General features: G+C 71.7%; 16 protein-coding genes. 13 read left to right on the top strand and 3 right to left on the bottom strand.

Annotation, left to right across the window (positions count from 1 at the left end):
- The first annotated feature begins 21 nt into the window (after nt 1-21).
- The 6 genes from fmt (at nt 22) to AC5YDV_RS03580 (ending at nt 4,374) form a co-directional block, all read left to right on the top strand.
- Nucleotides 22-954, top strand: a complete 933-nt coding sequence (gene fmt, locus AC5YDV_RS03605) for a methionyl-tRNA formyltransferase (protein ID WP_496184488.1) — start codon at nt 22-24, stop codon at nt 952-954.
- Nucleotides 954-2,336, top strand: coding sequence for an RsmB/NOP family class I SAM-dependent RNA methyltransferase (locus tag AC5YDV_RS03600; protein WP_496184487.1), 1,383 nt, complete (start codon nt 954-956; stop codon nt 2,334-2,336). Before fmt ends, AC5YDV_RS03600 begins: the two co-directional genes overlap by 1 nt.
- Before the next feature lie 23 nt (nt 2,337-2,359).
- Nucleotides 2,360-3,031, top strand: coding sequence for a ribulose-phosphate 3-epimerase (gene rpe / locus AC5YDV_RS03595; RefSeq protein ID WP_496184486.1), 672 nt, complete (start codon nt 2,360-2,362; stop codon nt 3,029-3,031).
- Nucleotides 3,032-3,039: 8 nt separating this feature from the next.
- Nucleotides 3,040-3,816, top strand: a complete 777-nt coding sequence (locus AC5YDV_RS03590) for a lysophospholipid acyltransferase family protein (protein WP_496184485.1) — start codon at nt 3,040-3,042, stop codon at nt 3,814-3,816.
- 86 nt (nt 3,817-3,902) lie between these two features.
- Nucleotides 3,903-4,295 (top strand): hypothetical protein, encoded by a 393-nt coding sequence (locus tag AC5YDV_RS03585; protein WP_496184511.1) that lies wholly within the window; start codon nt 3,903-3,905, stop codon nt 4,293-4,295.
- 25 nt (nt 4,296-4,320) lie between these two features.
- Entirely contained in the window at nt 4,321-4,374 is a 54-nt protein-coding gene (locus AC5YDV_RS03580) for a hexameric tyrosine-coordinated heme protein (protein ID WP_496184510.1), read from the top strand.
- Here the strand turns inward: AC5YDV_RS03580 and AC5YDV_RS03575 are convergent.
- On the bottom strand, nt 4,362-5,864 hold the full coding sequence (locus AC5YDV_RS03575; protein WP_496184484.1) for a carboxyl transferase domain-containing protein: 1,503 nt from the start codon (nt 5,862-5,864) through the stop codon (nt 4,362-4,364). The two genes, AC5YDV_RS03580 and AC5YDV_RS03575, sit on opposite strands and share 13 nt — an antisense overlap.
- Before the next feature lie 58 nt (nt 5,865-5,922).
- Nucleotides 5,923-6,708, bottom strand: coding sequence for a PAC2 family protein (locus AC5YDV_RS03570; protein ID WP_496184483.1), 786 nt, complete (start codon nt 6,706-6,708; stop codon nt 5,923-5,925).
- A gap of 142 nt (nt 6,709-6,850) precedes the next feature.
- Between AC5YDV_RS03570 and metH the strand changes: the two genes are divergently transcribed.
- The 6 genes from metH to arc are packed head-to-tail and all read left to right on the top strand — an operon-like array spanning nt 6,851 to nt 15,408.
- A complete protein-coding gene (gene metH / locus AC5YDV_RS03565; RefSeq protein WP_496184509.1) occupies nt 6,851-10,291 on the top strand; it encodes a methionine synthase in 3,441 nt (1,146 codons plus the stop codon).
- The gene (locus AC5YDV_RS03560) at nt 10,281-10,976 is read left to right on the top strand and encodes an HAD family hydrolase (RefSeq protein WP_496184482.1); all 696 of its coding nucleotides are present in this window, start codon (nt 10,281-10,283) and stop codon (nt 10,974-10,976) included. Before metH ends, AC5YDV_RS03560 begins: the two co-directional genes overlap by 11 nt.
- On the top strand, nt 10,969-12,456 hold the full coding sequence (locus AC5YDV_RS03555; protein WP_496192330.1) for an ABC transporter substrate-binding protein: 1,488 nt from the start codon (nt 10,969-10,971) through the stop codon (nt 12,454-12,456). The genes AC5YDV_RS03560 and AC5YDV_RS03555 overlap by 8 nt, the downstream gene beginning before the upstream one ends.
- The gene (locus AC5YDV_RS03550; RefSeq protein ID WP_496184480.1) at nt 12,449-13,399 is read left to right on the top strand and encodes a tRNA (adenine-N1)-methyltransferase; all 951 of its coding nucleotides are present in this window, start codon (nt 12,449-12,451) and stop codon (nt 13,397-13,399) included. Before AC5YDV_RS03555 ends, AC5YDV_RS03550 begins: the two co-directional genes overlap by 8 nt.
- Before the next feature lie 33 nt (nt 13,400-13,432).
- Complete coding sequence (locus AC5YDV_RS03545; protein ID WP_496184479.1) at nt 13,433-13,828, top strand: VOC family protein; 396 nt, start codon at nt 13,433-13,435, stop codon at nt 13,826-13,828.
- Nucleotides 13,825-15,408: a proteasome ATPase gene (gene arc / locus AC5YDV_RS03540; RefSeq protein WP_496184478.1), complete on the top strand. Its 1,584-nt coding sequence runs from the start codon at nt 13,825-13,827 to the stop codon at nt 15,406-15,408. Before AC5YDV_RS03545 ends, arc begins: the two co-directional genes overlap by 4 nt.
- 39 nt (nt 15,409-15,447) lie before the next feature.
- On the opposite strand, the gene AC5YDV_RS03535 is transcribed toward arc, so the two are convergent.
- Nucleotides 15,448-15,867 (bottom strand): DUF3054 domain-containing protein, encoded by a 420-nt coding sequence (locus AC5YDV_RS03535; protein ID WP_496184477.1) that lies wholly within the window; start codon nt 15,865-15,867, stop codon nt 15,448-15,450.
- 62 nt (nt 15,868-15,929) lie between these two features.
- On the opposite strand from AC5YDV_RS03535, the gene AC5YDV_RS03530 reads away from it, so the two are divergent.
- The gene (locus AC5YDV_RS03530; RefSeq protein ID WP_496184476.1) at nt 15,930-17,288 is read left to right on the top strand and encodes a proteasome accessory factor PafA2 family protein; all 1,359 of its coding nucleotides are present in this window, start codon (nt 15,930-15,932) and stop codon (nt 17,286-17,288) included.
- Nucleotides 17,289-17,291: the final 3 nt, after the last annotated feature.

The raw sequence follows: 17,291 nt of genomic DNA, 5'->3' as shown, positions 1-17,291 counted from the left end.
CGGGCGCCGTAAGCTGTCGGGGTGCGTCTCGTCTTTGCCGGAACCCCGTCCGTCGCCCTGCCCTCGCTGGAGTCCCTGGTCGCCTCCGACCACGAGGTCGTCGCGGTCGTCACCCGGCCGGACGCCGCCCGTGGCCGCAGCAGGAAGCTGCTGCCGAGCGCGGTGGGGGCCTGGGCCCAGCAGCGGGGGATCCCGGTGCTCAAGCCGGTGCACCCACGCGACCCCGATTTCGTCGAGGCCCTCACCGCGCTCGCGCCGGACGTCTGCCCGGTCGTCGCCTACGGCGCGCTCGTGCCCCAGGACGTCCTGGACATCCCGGTCCATGGGTGGGTGAACCTGCACTTCTCCCTGCTGCCCCGTTGGCGCGGCGCTGCTCCCGTGCAGCGCGCCATCATGGCCGGTGACGATGTCACCGGTGCGACGGCCTTCCGACTCGTGCGGGAACTGGACGCCGGGCCGGTGTACGGCACCATCACGCACGCCTTGGAGGGCACCGAGACGGCCGGGGAGTTGCTGCAGACCCTGGCGGTGGCGGGGGCCCGTCTCCTCGTGGACACCCTCGATGCCATTGCCGCGGGCGCCACGCCCGTCCCGCAGGTCGACCTCGAACGGCTGACCCTCGCCCCGAAGATCACCGTCGAGGAGGCGCACCTCGACTGGAGCCGTCCCGCGGTCGAACTCGAGCGCCTGATCCGCGGGTGCTCACCCGAGCCGATGGCCTGGACCATGGCCACCGTGGGTGACGGCGACGCGGAGCGCTTCAAGGTCGCACTCGCCGCACCCACGCTGGAGGAGGGCCTCGCGCCGGGCGAGGTCCGGGTGGAGAAGCGCAGGGTTCTGGTCGGGACGGGCACCTGGGCCCTCGAACTCGTCCGGGTCCAGCCGCAGGGCAAGAAGGAGATGGCCGCCGCCGACTGGGGTCGCGGCCTGCATGACACGGTCCGGTTCGCCTGATGGGCCCGTCCGCCGGCCCGGGGAGCCGGGCAACCTCAGGGGGCCGGGCCAACCGCAGGTTGCGGCGCCGGCGTCCGGACCGGCCGCGTCTCCTGGCGTACCGCATCCTCGGGGCGGTCACGCAGCAGGACGCCTACGCGAACCTCGAGACCGCGCGCGTGCTGGGGGAGGCCCACCTGGAGGCCAGGGACGCGGCCTTCGTCACCGAACTCGTCTCCGGGACCTGCCGGCTGCTCGGCACGTACGACCGGATCCTGGCCGCGGCGTCCGGCCGGGACGGCTTCGACCCATCACTGGCGGACGCGCTGCGCCTGGGCGCGCACCAACTGCTGTCCATGCGGGTGCCCCCGCACGCCGCGATCGCCGCCACGGTCGACCTCGCCGCCGCCGAGGTGGGGGAGAAGGTCGCCGGGCTGACCAATGCCGTCCTGCGCAAGGTCTCCGCCCGCGACATGGACGGCTGGATCGCGGAGCTGTCCCGGGAGGAGGACGCCCTGGGTGCCCTGGCCCTCCGGACCCACCACCCCCGCTGGATCGCGGAGGCCCACGTCACCCTGCTGGGCGACGAGGCGGAGGCCGCCCTCGCCGCGAACAACGTCGCGCCCCTCCCCACGCTGGTGGTCCGTCCCGGACTCGCCGAGATTGGGGAACTGGACGGCCGGCCCACGGTGCACTCACCGTTCGGGGCCCGCCGGGCCGGCAACCCCGCTGACGTCGCGGCCGTGCGCGAGGGTCGAGCCGGTGTCCAGGACGAGGGCAGCCAGCTGGTGGCGTGGGCCCTGGCCGAGACCGAAGCTCCCGAGGGCCCCTGGCTGGACCTCTGCGCCGGCCCGGGCGGCAAGGCGGCCCTGCTGGCGGGCCTGGCACGCGGAGCTGGGCAGACCCTGCTGGCCTCCGAGCTGCAGCCCCATCGGGCCCAGTTGGTCGCGAACGCCCTGCGCGCCTACGAGGGGGCGCACGCCCCCGTGGTCATCGCCGCCGACGGCACCCGTCCGGCCTGGCCGTCCAACACCTTCGCCCGCGTCATGGCCGACGTGCCCTGCACCGGACTGGGGGCGCTACGGCGGCGTCCGGAGTCGCGATGGCGGCGAACCCCCGCCGACCTCGCGGCCCTCGTCCCGCTGCAACGTCGCCTGCTCAACGCGGCGCTCGACTCGGCGGCCCCGGGCGGGGTCGTCGCCTACGTCACGTGCTCACCCCACGCGGACGAGACCCGTGGCGTCCTCGAGGCGGTGCTCGCTGAGCGTGACGACGTGGAGGTGTTGGACGCCCCCGCCGCGCTGCCCGGCGTCGAGGACGCTGCCCTGGGCCCCTACGTCCAACTGTGGCCGCACCGGCACGGGACGGATGCCATGTTCCTGGCAACGCTGCGCCGATCCTGACCCCACGCCGGTAGAGTCGGCCTGTGGCGAACCGCATCCATCCGAGCATCCTGAACGCGAACCTGGCCAGCCTGGACGACGAGATCCGGCGCATCCCCAGCTCGCACGGCATCCACATCGACGTCATGGACAACCACTTCGTGCCCAACCTGACGCTGGGCCTCCCGGTGGTCGAGTGCCTGCGCAAGAACCACGAGGACGCCTTCCTCGACATCCACCTGATGATCGAGAACGCCGATGTCCACGCGCCCGCCTACGCCGAGATCGGCTGCGAGTCCGTCACCTTCCACGTCGAGGCGTCCAACGCACCGATCCGCACCGCGCGCCAGATCCGGTCGCTCGGTTCGCGGGCGTCCATCGGCCTGCGCCCGCAGACCCCCATCGAGCCGCTGGCCGACATCATCACCGAGTTCGACATGGTCCTGATCATGACCGTCGACCCCGGCTTCGGCGGGCAGAAGTTCCTCGAAGGCATGCTCGGCAAGATCCGCCGCACGCGTGAGATCGTCAAGAACTCCGGTCAGGAGATCTGGATCCAGGTCGACGGAGGAGTGTCCGAGTCCACGATCGAGCAGGTCGTGGACGCCGGTGCCGACGTCTTCGTGGCCGGCTCCGCGGTGTTCCGTGCGGACGACCCGGACGTCATGGTCCGGTCGCTCGGCGAGCTGGCCGACGCACGCTGTGCCGGGCACTGAGGCCGATCGTGGGCCAGGAACTCGCCAACCGCAGCCAGCGCCCGCTGCGCACGCCCAGTGCTCCCGGTGACGGTCGCGTCTACCGCGGCCTGGCGGTCCTCGTCGGCTGGGTGTTCCGCGCAGTCAGCCGCGAGGTGTGGGACGACGCCCGCCAGCTGCCCGCCAGCGGCGGCATGCTGCTGGTGAGCAACCACGTCTCCTACGCGGATGTGCTGGCCGTGGGCCGCTACGTCATCTGGTCCGGACGCTGGCCCCGCTACCTGGGCAAGGCAGAACTGTGGAAGGTCCCGGTCGTGGGCTGGTTCGCACGCCAGTGCAACCAGATTCCGGTGCTGCGGAACTCGGTGAACGCCCGTGACGCCCTGGCCCCGGCGCAGGCTGCGCTGGAGCGGGGGGAGTGCGTCGGCATCTACCCCGAGGGGGGCCGGACGCACGATCCCGACCTGTGGCCCCAGACGGCCCGGACGGGCGTGGCACGGCTCGCGCTGGCCACCGGGGTGCCGGTCATCCCGACGGCCCACTGGGGGACCCACGCGATCATGCCCGGACGCAAGCTGACCCTCCCGCGAATCTTCCCGCGCAAGACCGTGCGGATCATCATGGGCCAGCCCGTCGACCTGGCGGACCTGGTGGGACGCACCGACGTCGAGGCCATGCGCGTCGCCACCGAGCGCATCATGGACGCCGTCACCACCCTGGTGGAGGAGTTGCGTGGTGAGCAGCGCCCCGAGGGTGTCTGGGACCCCCGCCGGGGCGAGCGCGTTCCGCGCCGGGCGATCCAGTAGACCCTCGGCGCCACGGAACCCACAGACCCTGAGGATTCCCTGAGAGCCGGTGACAAGCCGGGGTGCCGGTGGCCAAGATGACAGCCATGGCTGAGTACACCGAACAGGAAACCGACCAGGTCCGTCGCGCCGTCCTCAACGCGTTGGCGTACGTCTCCAAGTCCGATCCGGGCTTCTTCGCCGCATTCCCTGAGAGCGCCGCGGGAGCCCGGGCGTTGGCCGCGGCCCCGGAGAACGTCCGCTCCCTGCTCACGGGTGGCTTCGTCCTCCCCGAGGCGCAGTCCCCGGAGGAGTTCGACGCGTCCGTGGTGCCCGACCTCCAGGCCGCGCTGGCCGCCGTCGCCGCCAAGGACCCCGCCGACGCGGACGCCCTCAGGCAGGTCGTGCTGGCCGCCGTCCAGCAGGTGGCCGAGGCGTCCCAGGGCGTGCAACCCGAGGAGCAACAGGCGCTCGACACGCTCCGCCAAGCTCTCGCCTGACGGCTCCGTTCGCGCGGCCTCGCAGGTGGTCGCGATCAAGTTCCAGACGGTGGCCGCCGCGAACAACTATTGGCGCTGACCCAACTCGCGGTAGCGCTGGGCACGCGCGGCACGGCGCTCCTTGCGGGGAATCGCCATGACACACAGCAGTTCGTCGCGCAGGGCCGTGCCGAGCGCTCCACAGAACGCCTCGAGATCGGACGCCGGGTCGTCCGGCTCCGGGACGACCCGGTCGACGATCCCCGCCGCCAGCAGGTCGATCGAACGGACGCCCTGCAGCGTGGCGACGTCGGGGGCGCGGTCGACCGTCCGGTGCATGATTGCCGAGGCACCCTCGGGCGGCAGGGGCGCCAGCCACGCGTGCTGGCTGGCCAGGACGCGATCGGCCGGGTTCAGGGCGAGGGCGATGCCGCCCGCACCCTGACCCATCAGGAGGCTCACCGTCGGCGTCGGCAGCGTCAGCAATTCGCTGAGGGTGCGGGCGATCTCGGGCGCCAGCCCCCGTTCCTCGGCCTCCTTCGACAGGGCGGCCCCGGGCGTGTCGATGACGCTCACCAGCGGCAACCGCAGTTCTCGGGCGAGCCGGATGCCGCGGCGAACCTCGCGCAGTGCGGCCGGCCCGAGGGGCTCGTCCTGCCGCAGGCGGTCCTGACCGACGACGACGCACGGGGCTTCGCCGAAGCGGGCCAGGGCGAGCACCGAGCCGGGATGCGATTCGCCGTCGCCCGTCCCGTTCAGCATGGTCACGTCGGTGGCTGCCACCCTGAGCAGGTCGCGGAGTCCGGGACGATCCCGGCGCCGCGTCCGCAGCACGGATTCCCAGGCGGGCACGTCCGGCAGCTCGACCGGGGCAGCCGCTGGCGGCGCCACCGCGCGGGCCTCGGAGGTCAGCCCGGTCTCGGTGCGGGCCAGCATCACCGTCAGCAGGCGGTCCAGGGCCTCGCCCAGTTCGTCCGGCGGGCAGAGCGCGTCAATGACGCCGCGTTCGGCCAGGTTGTCCGACAGTTGCACTCCGGACGGGAAGGGCTCGCCGTAGAGCGCCTCGTACACGCGTGGACCGAGGAAGCCGACCAGCGCCCCGGGTTCGGCCAGCGTCACGTGGCCCAACGACCCCCACGAGGCGAACACGCCGCCCATGGTGGGGTTGCGCAGGTAGACGAGGTAGGGGAGTTCCTGGGCCTTGTGGGCCATGACGGCACCGGTGATCTTGACCATCTGGAGGAAGGCGACCGTGCCCTCCTGCATGCGGGTGCCGCCCCCGACGGGGAACGCGATCACGGGCAGGCGCTCGGCGGTGGCGCGCTCCAGGGCCCCCGTCAGGCGGACGCCGGCGGCGATCCCGATGGAGCCCAGCAGGAACGCCGGGTCACCGGCGACCCACGCCACACGGCGTCCGCGCAGCGTCGCCTCGCCGGCCAGGATCGACTCGTCACGTCCTGTCCTTGCACGGGCTGCGTCCAACTCCGCCCGGTAGGTGGAGGTGATGGCCGGGTCGCCAACCGGGAGATCCCAGGTCACCACGCGGTCGAAGACGGCCTCCAGCAACTCAACTACCGACAGGCGCGCCATTGGTCCCTCCGGGTTCGTGTGGCTCGAGGCTAACCCTGCCGCTCGACGCTGGCGACTTTCAGCGTCCCCGGCGGCGCAGGTACCGCTCGAACTCGTAGGCGATCTCGTCGCCCGTCGCCTCGGCGGTGTCGTAGCGCTGCTCGAGGCTGGTCACGTACTCCACGATGTCGGGGTCGTCCCCGACGAGCTCGTTGACCCGGATCTCCCACGTCGCCGCCATCTGGGGCAGGTCGTGCTCATCCAGGGGGGAGTCGAGGAACTCACCGACCCGCCGCACCAGGGCCAGCGTCGCCTTGGGGTTCGGCGGTTCCGCCACGTAGTGCGGCACCGACGCCCACAGGCTGGTCGTGGTCAGGCCCGCGTCGCGGCACGCCTGGGCGAGGGTGCCCACGACACCGGTGGGACCCTCGTAGTCGGTGCCGTCCTCCGACACCGGGACGGGACGGCTGTGCGGCGCGTCCGCCAGCATCGCCCCCATGGCGATCACGCGCTTCGGACGGATCGAGCGGAAGGCGGACACGAGCGATGCACAGAACGCCTTCCAGCGGAGGTTGGGCTCGGGACCGTTCACCAGCACGAGGTCCTGCTCCGGGAGGTGGGCCACGAGGACCTCCGTGGTGGCCCATTGGACCGACCGCTCGCCGTTGTCCTGGCGCACGAGCACGGGACGGTTCTCGGTCAGGTCGTAGTAGTCGTCCGGGTCCAGCTGGAACGCGAACTCGGTCTCGTAGCTGTCGCTCAGGTGGTCGATGACACCCGTGGCGGCGTCGCCGGCGTCGTTCCAGCCGCTGAACGCGAACAGCACGACCGGACGCCGAAGGTCGGTCAGGCGCGGCGTTACCATGCGAATCACCCTAGCGCGCCCATCCGCGCCGCTCAGGAGGCGGGCCCGTTCCGGGTCGGGACAGGGCCTCGCCTATCCTGTATCGGTGATCCAAGACCTGAGAACAGCGTTGTCCACCCGCGTCGTCATCGCCGACGGGGGCATGGGGACGATGCTCCAGGGGTACGAGCTGTCCGTCGACGGCGACTTCGCCGGGCTCGAGGGCTGCAACGAGATCCTCAACGTCACCCGTCCCGATGTCGTCGCGGCCATCCATGCCGCCTACCTGGACGCGGGCGCCGACGCGATCGAGACCAACACCTTCGGCACGAACCTGGCCGCGCTGGGCGAGTACGACATCCCGGACCGGATCGCCGAACTCGCCGAGGCCGGCGCCCGCATCGCGCGCACGGCGGCGGACGCGGCGTCCACCCCCGATCGGCCGCGCTGGGTGCTGGGGTCGATGGGTCCCGGCACGAAGCTCCCGAGCCTGGGGCACCTCCCGTACTCGACGATCCGCGACGGCTACCAGACCCAGGCCGCGGCCATGATCCGGGGCGGCATCGACGCCTTCCAGGTCGAGACCTGCCAGGACCTGCTGCAGTCCAAGGCCGCGATCGTGGGGGCGAAGCGCGCCATGGCGGAGGCCGGTGTCGACCTCCCGATCCTGGTGAACGTGACCGTCGAGACCACCGGCACCATGCTCATGGGGTCGGAGATCGGCGCGGCGCTGACCGCGCTCGAACCGCTCGGCATCGACGTCATCGGGCTGAACTGCGCCACGGGCCCCGCCGAGATGAGCGAGCACCTCCGCCACCTGTCCCGGTTCGCGAGGATCGGCGTCGCGTGCATGCCCAACGCGGGTCTTCCGGAGCTCACGAAGGACGGGGCCCGCTACCCCCTCGGACCGGAGGAGTTCACCGCCACCCTCACCCAGTACGTCGGCGAGTTCGGGCTGGCGCTGGTCGGTGGGTGCTGCGGCACGACCCCGGAGCACATCCGCCAGCTCGCGGAGTCGGTGCGCGGGCGTCCGGTGGCCGCGCGCGAGCCGCAGGCGCTGGCGTCCGTCTCGAGCCTGTACGCCGAGACGCCGCTGCGGCAGGACACCTCCTACCTGAGCGTGGGGGAGCGCACCAACGCCAACGGCTCCAAGGCCTTCCGGGAGGCCATGCTCGGCGCGAAGTGGGACGAGTGCGTCGACATCGCCAAGGCCCAGTCCCGTGAGGGCGCCCACCTGCTCGACCTGTGCGCCGACTACGTCGGTCGCGACGGCACCGCCGACATGCGGGAACTGGCGACCCGTCTCAACACGGCCGTCCCGCTCCCGATCATGCTCGACTCCACCGAGCCCGAGGTCATCGAGGCCGGCCTGGAGTCGCTCGGTGGACGCTGCGTCATCAACTCGGTCAACTACGAGGACGGCGACGGGCCGGGCAGCCGCTTCGCCCGCGTCATGCCGATCGTCAAGGAGCACGGCGCCGCCGTCGTCGCCCTGACCATCGACGAGGAGGGCCAGGCGCGCACCGCCGACTGGAAGGTCAGGGTCGCCGAGCGGCTCATCGAGGACCTCACCCGGAACTGGGGCCTGCGGACGGCCGACATCATCGTGGACTGCCTGACCTTCCCCATCGGAACCGGACAGGAGGAGACGCGCCGCGACGCCGTGGAGACGATCGAGGCGATCCGCCGGATCACCACGAAGTACCCCGAGGTGCAGACCACCCTGGGCGTCAGCAACGTCAGCTTCGGCCTCAACCCGGCAGCCCGCGTCGTGCTGAACTCGGTGTTCCTGAACGAGTGCGTCGAGGCCGGGCTGACCTCGGCGATCGTGCACCCGTCCAAGATCCTGCCGATGGCGCGCATCCCCGACGAGCAGCGCGAGGTCGCCCTCGACATGGTCTACGACCGCCGTCGCGAGGGCTACGACCCGCTGGCCACGTTCCTGGAGCTCTTCGAGGGCGTCACCACCGCGGACACCAAGGAGGCCCGTGCCGCCGAGATGGCCGCCCTGCCCCTGGCGGAGCGGCTCCAGCGCCGCATCGTGGACGCCGACGACAAGGGCTTGGCCGACGACCTGGACGAGGCGCTGAGGACCAAGCCGGCCCTGGACATCGTCAACGACGACCTGCTGGCCGGCATGAAGACCGTCGGCGAGTTGTTCGGCTCCGGCCAGATGCAGTTGCCCTTCGTGCTCGCGTCCGCCGAGGTGATGAAGAAGGCCGTCGCGCACCTCGAGCCGCACATGGAGAAGTCGGACACCGAGGGCAAGGGCACGATCGTTCTGGCCACGGTGAAGGGCGACGTCCACGACATCGGCAAGAACCTCGTCGACATCATCCTCACCAACAACGGCTACACGGTCGTCAATCTCGGCATCAAGCAGCCGGTCGGCACGATCATCGAGGCGGCGGTCGCCCACAACGCCGACGCGATCGGCATGTCCGGACTGCTGGTGAAGTCGACCGTGGTGATGAAGGACAACCTGCTCGAGCTGAACGCCAAGGGCCTCATCGACAAGCCCGTCCTCCTGGGCGGTGCCGCGCTGACCCGCGCGTACGTCGAGCAGGACCTCAACTGCCTCTTCGAGGGTGAGGTCCGCTACGCCCGTGATGCGTTCGAGGGCCTCAACCTCATGGACCAGGTCATGGCCGTCAAGCGCGGCGAGCAGGAGGCGCTGCCCGCGCCCCGCGAGCGCAAGGTGAAGGGGAAGACCCGCCAGGAGGAGCTCGATCCCGACCTGTACTCCGACCCCACCCGCTCGGACGTGGCGCGACGCATCGACGTCCCCACGCCGCCGTTCTGGGGCAGTCGCGTCGTCAAGGGCATCAAGCTGGCGGACGTGGCCGGCTGGCTCGACCACCGGGCCACGTTCATGGGCCAGTGGGGACTGCGGGGTACGCGTGGCGGCACGGATGGCGAGGGGGCCACGTACGAGGAACTCGTCGAGACCGAGGGCCTGCCGCGCCTGCGCGCCTGGCTGGACCGCATCGCCACCGACGGACTCGCGGAGTTCGCGGTGACCTACGGCTACTGGCCCTGCCACTCCGAGGGCAACACGCTCATCATCGGCGACCCTGCGGACCCGTCCCGCGAGATCACCCGGTTCCTGTTCCCGCGCCAGTCGCGCGACAGGCGCCTGTGCCTGGCCGACTTCTTCCGGGACGCCGAGGAGGCCGCCGAGCTGGGCCCGGACGTCATCTCGTTCCAGTTGGTCACCATGGGGGCGCGTGTCGCCGAGGAGACCACCAGGCTGTTCGCGGAGCACTCCTACCGTGACTACCTCGAATTGCACGGGCTGTCGGTGCAGCTCACGGAGGCGCTCGCCGAGATGTGGCACGCCCGCGTCCGCGAGGACCTGGGCCTCACCGGTCAGGGCGATGCCGAGGTGGACGCCATGATCCGCGACCAGGCCTACCGTGGCTCCCGGTACAGCTTCGGCTACCCGGCGTGCCCCGATCTGGAGGACCGTGCGAAGCTGGTGTCGCTGCTGGAGCCCGAGCGCATCGGCGTGACCCTGAGCGAGGAGCTGCAGCTGCACCCCGAGCAGTCCACCGACGCGCTCGTCGTTCACCACCCGGAGGCGAAGTACTTCAATGCACGCTGACCCCACCCCCGGCGTCGACCTGCCCGCCGCGCTCCTGTGGGACTTCGACGGCACGCTGGTCGACTCGGAGAAGTCCTGGCACGCCGCCGAGCGCAGGCTCGCCGCCGAGTGGGGGGCGACCGTCACCCCCGAGCAGCAGAAGGCGATGACGGGCCTGTCGCTGCGCGACAGCGCCCTGACCCTGATGCGCATCGCGGGGCGCACCGACGGTGACCCCGACGAGTACGCCCAGGTCCTGAACGACTACGCCTTGGCGGACATGGAGGTCCAGGGCGTGGAGTTCCGCCCGGGCGCCCTGGAACTGCTGGACGCCGCGGCCGCGGCCGGCATGCGCCAGGCGTTGGTGTCCGCCACCTTCGTGGGCGTGCTGGAGGCCATCCTCGCCGGGATGGACAACCACAGGTTCGAGGTCGTGGTCGGCGGAGACATGGTCACCGAGGGCAAGCCGGGACCGGAGCCGTACCTGACGGCCGTGGAGCGTCTCGGCCTGGAGGTTCGTGACTGCTTGGCGCTGGAGGACTCCATCCCCGGCACGACGTCCGCGGAGCGTGCCGGACTGGCGACGCTGGGCATCCCGTTCGAGCAGGAGATGGCGCCCGCCACGCGGCGGCGGCTCGTCCCGACCCTGGCCGGCCTCACGTTGGCCGAGCTGGGGGGGCACTGGCGTGAGCTCCGCGATGCGTAGGGCGCTCATCGGCGTCCTCGCCGCGGCGGTGCTGGCGGGCTGCACCGGACCGACCGTCCCGCAGCCAGAGCCGAGCGGAACCTCGTCGGCGTCGGCGACCCCGGCGCCGCGTCCGTTCACCGTGACCACCACGGAGCAACCCTCCACGTTCGACCCGGCGGCGGCCACGACGGGCCCGGACGCCATCGTGGCCCTCAACTCCTTCAGCCGCCTCATGGTCGTCCACCCCCAGGCTGCCGAGCTCAAGCCCGACCTGGCTCGCGACTGCCTCTACACGTCGCCGACCACCTACCAGTGCGACCTGCCACCCGGCCTGACCTTCCACAACGGCCACGCGCTCACCGCGACCGACGTGAAGTTCAGCATCGAGCGCGCGTACCGGTTGAGCGTGCCGAACAGCTCCATCCAGCTGTTCGACTCGCTCGAGCGGGTCGAGGTCGTGGACGACCAGACCGTGTCGTTCGTGCTCAAGTACGCTGACACCCAGTTCGGGTACGCCTTGGCCACCCCGTCCGCCAGCATCGTGGACGAGGAACTGTACGACCCGGACGCGGTGCGCCCGAACGAGGCGCCGGTCGTCGGCTCGGGCCCCTACGAACTCGTGACGACGGCGTCCGACCACCTCGTGTTCGAGCGGTTCCAGGACTACCGGGGGGCCCTGACCGGCAGCATCGACGAGATCATGCTCTCCTTCGCCCCCGACTCCGCGGCCGCCGAGCGAGCCGTCGCGGAGGCGACCACCGACGTCGTGTGGCGAAGCCTCTCGCCGTCGGCGCTGGAGCGCATCAGCACCGCGATGGAGGCCGACGACGGGAGCGCTGAGTCGGGCTTCACCCTGGTCGAACTCCCGGGCGCCCGCGTCCAGAGGTTGGCGTTCGGCTCCGCCTCCCCCTTCCGGGAGGATCCCGCCGTCCGGGCGGCCGTGGCTGTGGCGCTCCAGCCGGACCGGACGCTGGCGTCCATCGTTCCGCCGTCGGTCCCGGGATCGGTGGAGTCGTTCCCCGTCGGCGGATCGGGGGAGCTGCCCGACCTTGGCGGCCAGCGGCTGCGCCTGACGCTGGGCTACTCGTCCCAGGCCCCCGGCGCTCGCGAGCGCGCGGCCGTGCTGCGAGACCGCTTGGAGGAATCCGCCGGGATGTCGGTCCAGCTGGTGCCGGACGCCGCCGCCAGCGACCTGGTCCTGACCGATCGTCCGGCCTGGGTGAACACGGCGTTCGGCTGGCTGCAGCCCTACGTGGACGACGCCCTCCCGGGTTCCCAGGCCAAGATCGACGGCCTGGTCCAGAGCGCGCGCGAAACCCCGGACCCCGCCACCCGTGAGGCCCTGCTGGCCGAGATCCAGCAGCAGGCGGCGGTCGACCTGACCCTCATCCCCCTCGCCATCGGGCCCGAGACGATGCTGCTCGGCCCCGGCACGACCCTGCAGGGCCAACCGTTCGGTCCTGCCTGGCAACTCGGACTCTGGAGCCTGCGTGACTGATCCCGTCCCCGCGACCACGACCGGCCCTCTCCAGGAGGGCGAACGCGTCGTGATGTCGGACGCCAAGGGCCGCCGGCACACCGTGAGGCTGCGCGCTGGCGGCGTCTTCCACACGACCAAGGGGGGCATCAGCCACGACGACATCATCGGCGGACCCGAGGGCGTCGTCGCCGTGTCCGTCGGGGGCGCCGAGTTCCTGGTGTTCCGGCCGCTGCTGCACGACGTGATGGTCGCCATGCCGCGGCAGGCGGCCGTGATCTACCCCAAGGACGCCGCCCACATCCTCATGCAGACCGACATCTTCCCGGGCGCCCGGGTCCTCGAGGCCGGGGTGGGGTCCGGTGCCCTGTCGCTGGCCCTCCTGCGCGCGCTCGGACCGACCGGGCGGTTGTGGAGTTACGAGCGGCGTCCCGAGTTCGCCGAGGTGGCGCGCAAGAACGTCCGCATGTTCTACGGCGAGGAGCCGGCCACCTGGGAGGTGCGTCTCGGGGACTTGGCGGAGGTCATCGGCCCCGAGCAGGTCGACCGCGCGATCCTCGACATGCTCGCCCCCTGGGACTGCATCGACCCGGTGGCGGAGCGGCTCGCCCCGGGTGGCGTCCTGTGCTGCTACGTGGCCACCGCCACCCAACTGGGTCGAACCGCCGACACGCTGCGCACCCACGGGGGTTTCACCGAACCCGTCATGCGGGAGTACACCGCGCGTGACTGGCACGCGGAGGGGTTGGCCATCCGCCCGGGTCACGCGACCTCGGGTCACACCGGCTTCCTGATGTTCACCCGCAGGCTGGCGCCCGGGCACCAGGCCCCCCGCAAGAAGCGCCGGCCGGCGCCCGGGGCGTACGGCGCGGACTACACCGGGCCGCGTCCGGCCGGGGTCGAGGTGCCGCTGGTCGAGGCGCCGGTGGATGAGGTGGCCGAGGACGAGTCCTCCGCGGGCTGAGCCGGGCCGGGGGCACGTGACTAGGCTGCCGACATGGCCGAACTCTTCCAGACGGTGATCGACACCACCGACGTGCGGCGCGCCACGCAGTTCTACCGGAGCTGGCTCGGTTGGGACCATCGCGGCGGCGAGCCCGCCCCGGACGCCGAGTGGGACGTCCTGGTGGACCCGGAGTCCGGCCGGCGGCTGGCGTTCCAGCGGGTGGACGAGCTGTCGCCATCCACGTGGCCGGGACCCCGGGTGCCGCAGCAGCTGCACCTGGACTTCCTCGCCGCCTCCCGCGAGGAACTGGAGGCGGATCGGGCTCGCCTCGTGGGGCTCGGCGCACGGGTGCTGCTCGATCGCAGCGACGATCCCGAGGAGCCGCTGTACGTCTTCGCCGATCCCGACGGGCACCCGTTCTGTGTGTTCGCCTGGGTGCGGTCGTGATCGAGGACGCGGACCGCCGGGTGGAGGTCGCCGAGCGTCGCCTGGCGCAGGCGCGCACGGACGCCCGGGCCTTGGCCCAGCACAACGACAAGCTGAACGCGACGCTGCGCGAGGCCCGCGACCAGTTGGTCGCCCTGCGTGAGCAGGTCGCCGCGTTGGCCCTGCCGCCCCAACAGTTCGGCATCGTGGTCGGGCTGCCCGAGTCGGGCCTGGCCGACGTCCACGTGGGGGGACGCCTCCTGCGCGCGGCGGTGGCTCCGGAGGTGGTCGACGTCGAGCGACTCGTCCTCGGGGCCGGCGTGCTCGTGAACGAGGCCCAGGTCGTCGTCGGGGTGACCGATCACCGGGACGCGGGCGAGGTCGTGCGGGTGAGGGAGCGGCTGGACGGGGGCTCGGTCCTGGTGGCGGGCGCGAACGACGAGGAGGTCGTCGTGGCGCTGGCGTCCGGTTTGGCGGACGCCGAGCTGGTTCCCGGGGAATCCCTGCTGGCGGACCGCCGGGCCCTGGTCGCCTGGGCACGCGTCGACAGGACGGATGTCGAGGAGCTCACGCTCGAGGAGGTGCCGGACGTACAGTGGTCCGACATCGGCGGCCTCGACGACCAGATCGCGCAGGTGCGCGACGCCGTCGAGCTGCCCTTCCGCCACCGGGAGCTCTTCAGCGAGTTCGGCCTGGCCGCGCCCAAGGGCGTCCTGCTCTACGGGCCGCCCGGCTGCGGCAAGACCATGGTGGCCAAGGCCGTGGCGAACTCGGTGGGCTCGTCGTTCCTGAACATCAAGGGGCCCGAACTCCTCAACAAGTACGTCGGCGAGACCGAACGACAGATCCGCCTGACCTTCGCCCGTGCGCGGGAGGTGGCGGAGGCGGGCCGTCCCGTCATCGTGTTCTTCGACGAGATGGACTCGCTGTTCCGTACCCGTGGGTCGGGGGTGAGCTCGGACGTCGAGTCGACGGTCGTGCCGCAGTTGCTGGCCGAGATCGACGGTGTCGAGTCGCTGGCCAACGTCATCGTGATCGGGGCGACCAACCGGGAGGACCTGATCGACCCCGCGATCCTCCGTCCGGGGCGCCTGGACGTGAAGATCAGGCTGGACCGCCCCTCGCGCACGGGAGCGGTGGAGATCCTGGGGCTGTCGCTGACCGAGCGGACGCCGTGGAACGAGCGCGAGGTGGCCGCGGCGGGCGGTATGGACGCACTGCGGACCTCCGTCATCGCCGACGCGGTCGATGACCTGTACGCCCCCACTGACGACAACCGTTTCGTGGAGGTCACGTACGCCAGCGGCCAGCGGGAGGTCCTCCACGTGGGGGACTTCGCCTCCGGTGCCATGCTGGCCAACATCGCCTCACGGGCGAAGAAGGCGGCAATCAAGGAATTGTTGGCCGGAGGTGAGCGGGGCGTCCGCAGGGCGCACGTCCTGGAGGCGGTGCGGGCCGAGGTCACGCAGAACGAGGACCTCCCCAACACCACCAATCCCGACGACTGGGCCAAGCTGTCGGGACGCCGAGGGGAGCGCATCGTCTTCATGCGAACCCTGGGCGGCGGTTCCACAGGCGGGGTGAGGGCCCTCGACACCTGAGGGTGGAGCCCTGTCCACCCCGGCACGTCGCCCCGGTGACTAGCGTCCGGTGCTGCGCTTGGCCGGGTTGCCGGAGCGGCGCGGATCCTTCGGCTTGGGGGCGCCGCGACGCGGACGACGCACCAGGTGCAGCACGGCGCGCCACCCGATGAGGAACGCGGCCAGGACGATCGTCGCCACGACGATGAACGGGACCTGGGCGGTGTCCCCGAGCAACAGGCGGAACAGGATGCCCAGGACGACCGTCATCGCCCAAACGAACACGCCGTTGAGCAGGGTGGTGCCGGTACGGCGCTTCAGGAGGAAGCCGATCCACGCCATCAGGGTGCCGGCCAGGAACGGGAGCGCCGTCCGCTGGATGCCCTCGACGTCCAGCGCCTCCCCGTGCGAGGCGCGTCCGATGATGGCGAAGACGACCACCAGGAGCAGGTCGGCGATGATCGCAACGATGCGGGCCATGGCACTCCTTCGACAGGGCTCGATTGCCGGTCAGCGTAGCGGCCGGCTGGCACAATGCCCGCATGCGGCTGCTCCTGGGGACCGAGACGGAGTACGGCATCGCCGCACCCGGACGGCCCGACCTCGACGCGCACGACCTCTCGGCCGGGGTCGTGGAGGCCTGCGGCGTGGCGGCGACCCCGGTCGTCGAGGACTCGCGCCACCGCATGCTGGGCAACGGTGCCCGGTTCTACGTCGACCACGCGCACCCCGAGTACTGCACGCCCGAGACGACGTCCCCCAGCGCCCTCCTGGTCCACGAGCTCGCGGGCGACCGGATCGTCGCCGACGCCGCTGTCTCGCTCTCGGACGCGCTGGACGCGAGCGTCCGCGTGTTCAAGAACAACACCGACGGCAAGGGCCGAAGTTACGGCTACCACGAGAACTACCTGCTCAGCCGCTCGACCCCGTGGGGGGACATCGAGGCGTCGCTGCCCGCACTCCTGGTCACCCGCGTGGTCCTGGGCGGTGCCGGTCGCGTGGGCCTCGCTCCCGCGTCGGAGGAGCCCGGCTTCCAGCTGTCCCAACGCGCTGACTTCTTCGAGCGGGTCAGTGGTCTGGACACCACGCGCAGGCGCGGGATCGTCAACACCCGGGACGAGCCACACGCGTTTCCGCGCGACTGGCGTCGCCTGCACGTCATCGCCGGGGACGCCACCCGGTCCCCGTTCGCCACGTGGCTCAAGGTCGGCGTCCTCGGGCTGTGCCTGGCGGCCCTGGAGGCGGGGCAGTTGCCGACCATCCCCCTGGCCGATCCCGTGGCCGCCTTCCGGACGGTCAGCCGCGACCTGAACTTCTCGGCGCCGTTGCCCCTGGCCGACGGACGCCGCGCCAAGGCCCGGGAGATCCAGGGTGAGTTGTGGACCGCGGCGAGCCGGTTCGCCGAGCGGGTCGAGTTCCCCGAGGCGGAGGAGATCCTCGCCGAGTGGGCCGCGGTGCTGGACGATCTGGCCAGCCCCGCGCGCCTCTCCGACCGGCTGGACTGGGCGGCCAAGCTGGCACTCCTGGAGGGGTACCGGACGCGCGACGCCCTCGCGTGGCACCATCCCAAGCTCGCCCAGGTCGACCTCGCCTGGGCTGAGCTGGGGGAGTCGTCCATCGTGGCCAAGCTTCAGCGGGCCGGCCGCCTCCGCCACGGTCCGGACGCCGTGGCCGTGGCGTCCGCCATGGTGACCCCACCCGGCGACACGCGTGCAGCGACCCGGGGCCGTTGGGTCGCCGACCACGTCGACAACGTCGTCGCGGCAGGGTGGGACTCCTTGCTCGTGCGCGACACCTGGGGATCGCTCCACCCCCTGCGGATGCCGGACCCCTTCGGGCACGCCGGCCCCCCGCCACGACTCGGCGTGGACGGACTGGTCCGCTGGCACGGGCAGTCCTGAGAC

This window comes from Propioniciclava sp. LT432 (genome assembly GCF_059515965.1).
This window is presented reverse-complemented; position numbering and strand designations above follow the sequence as displayed.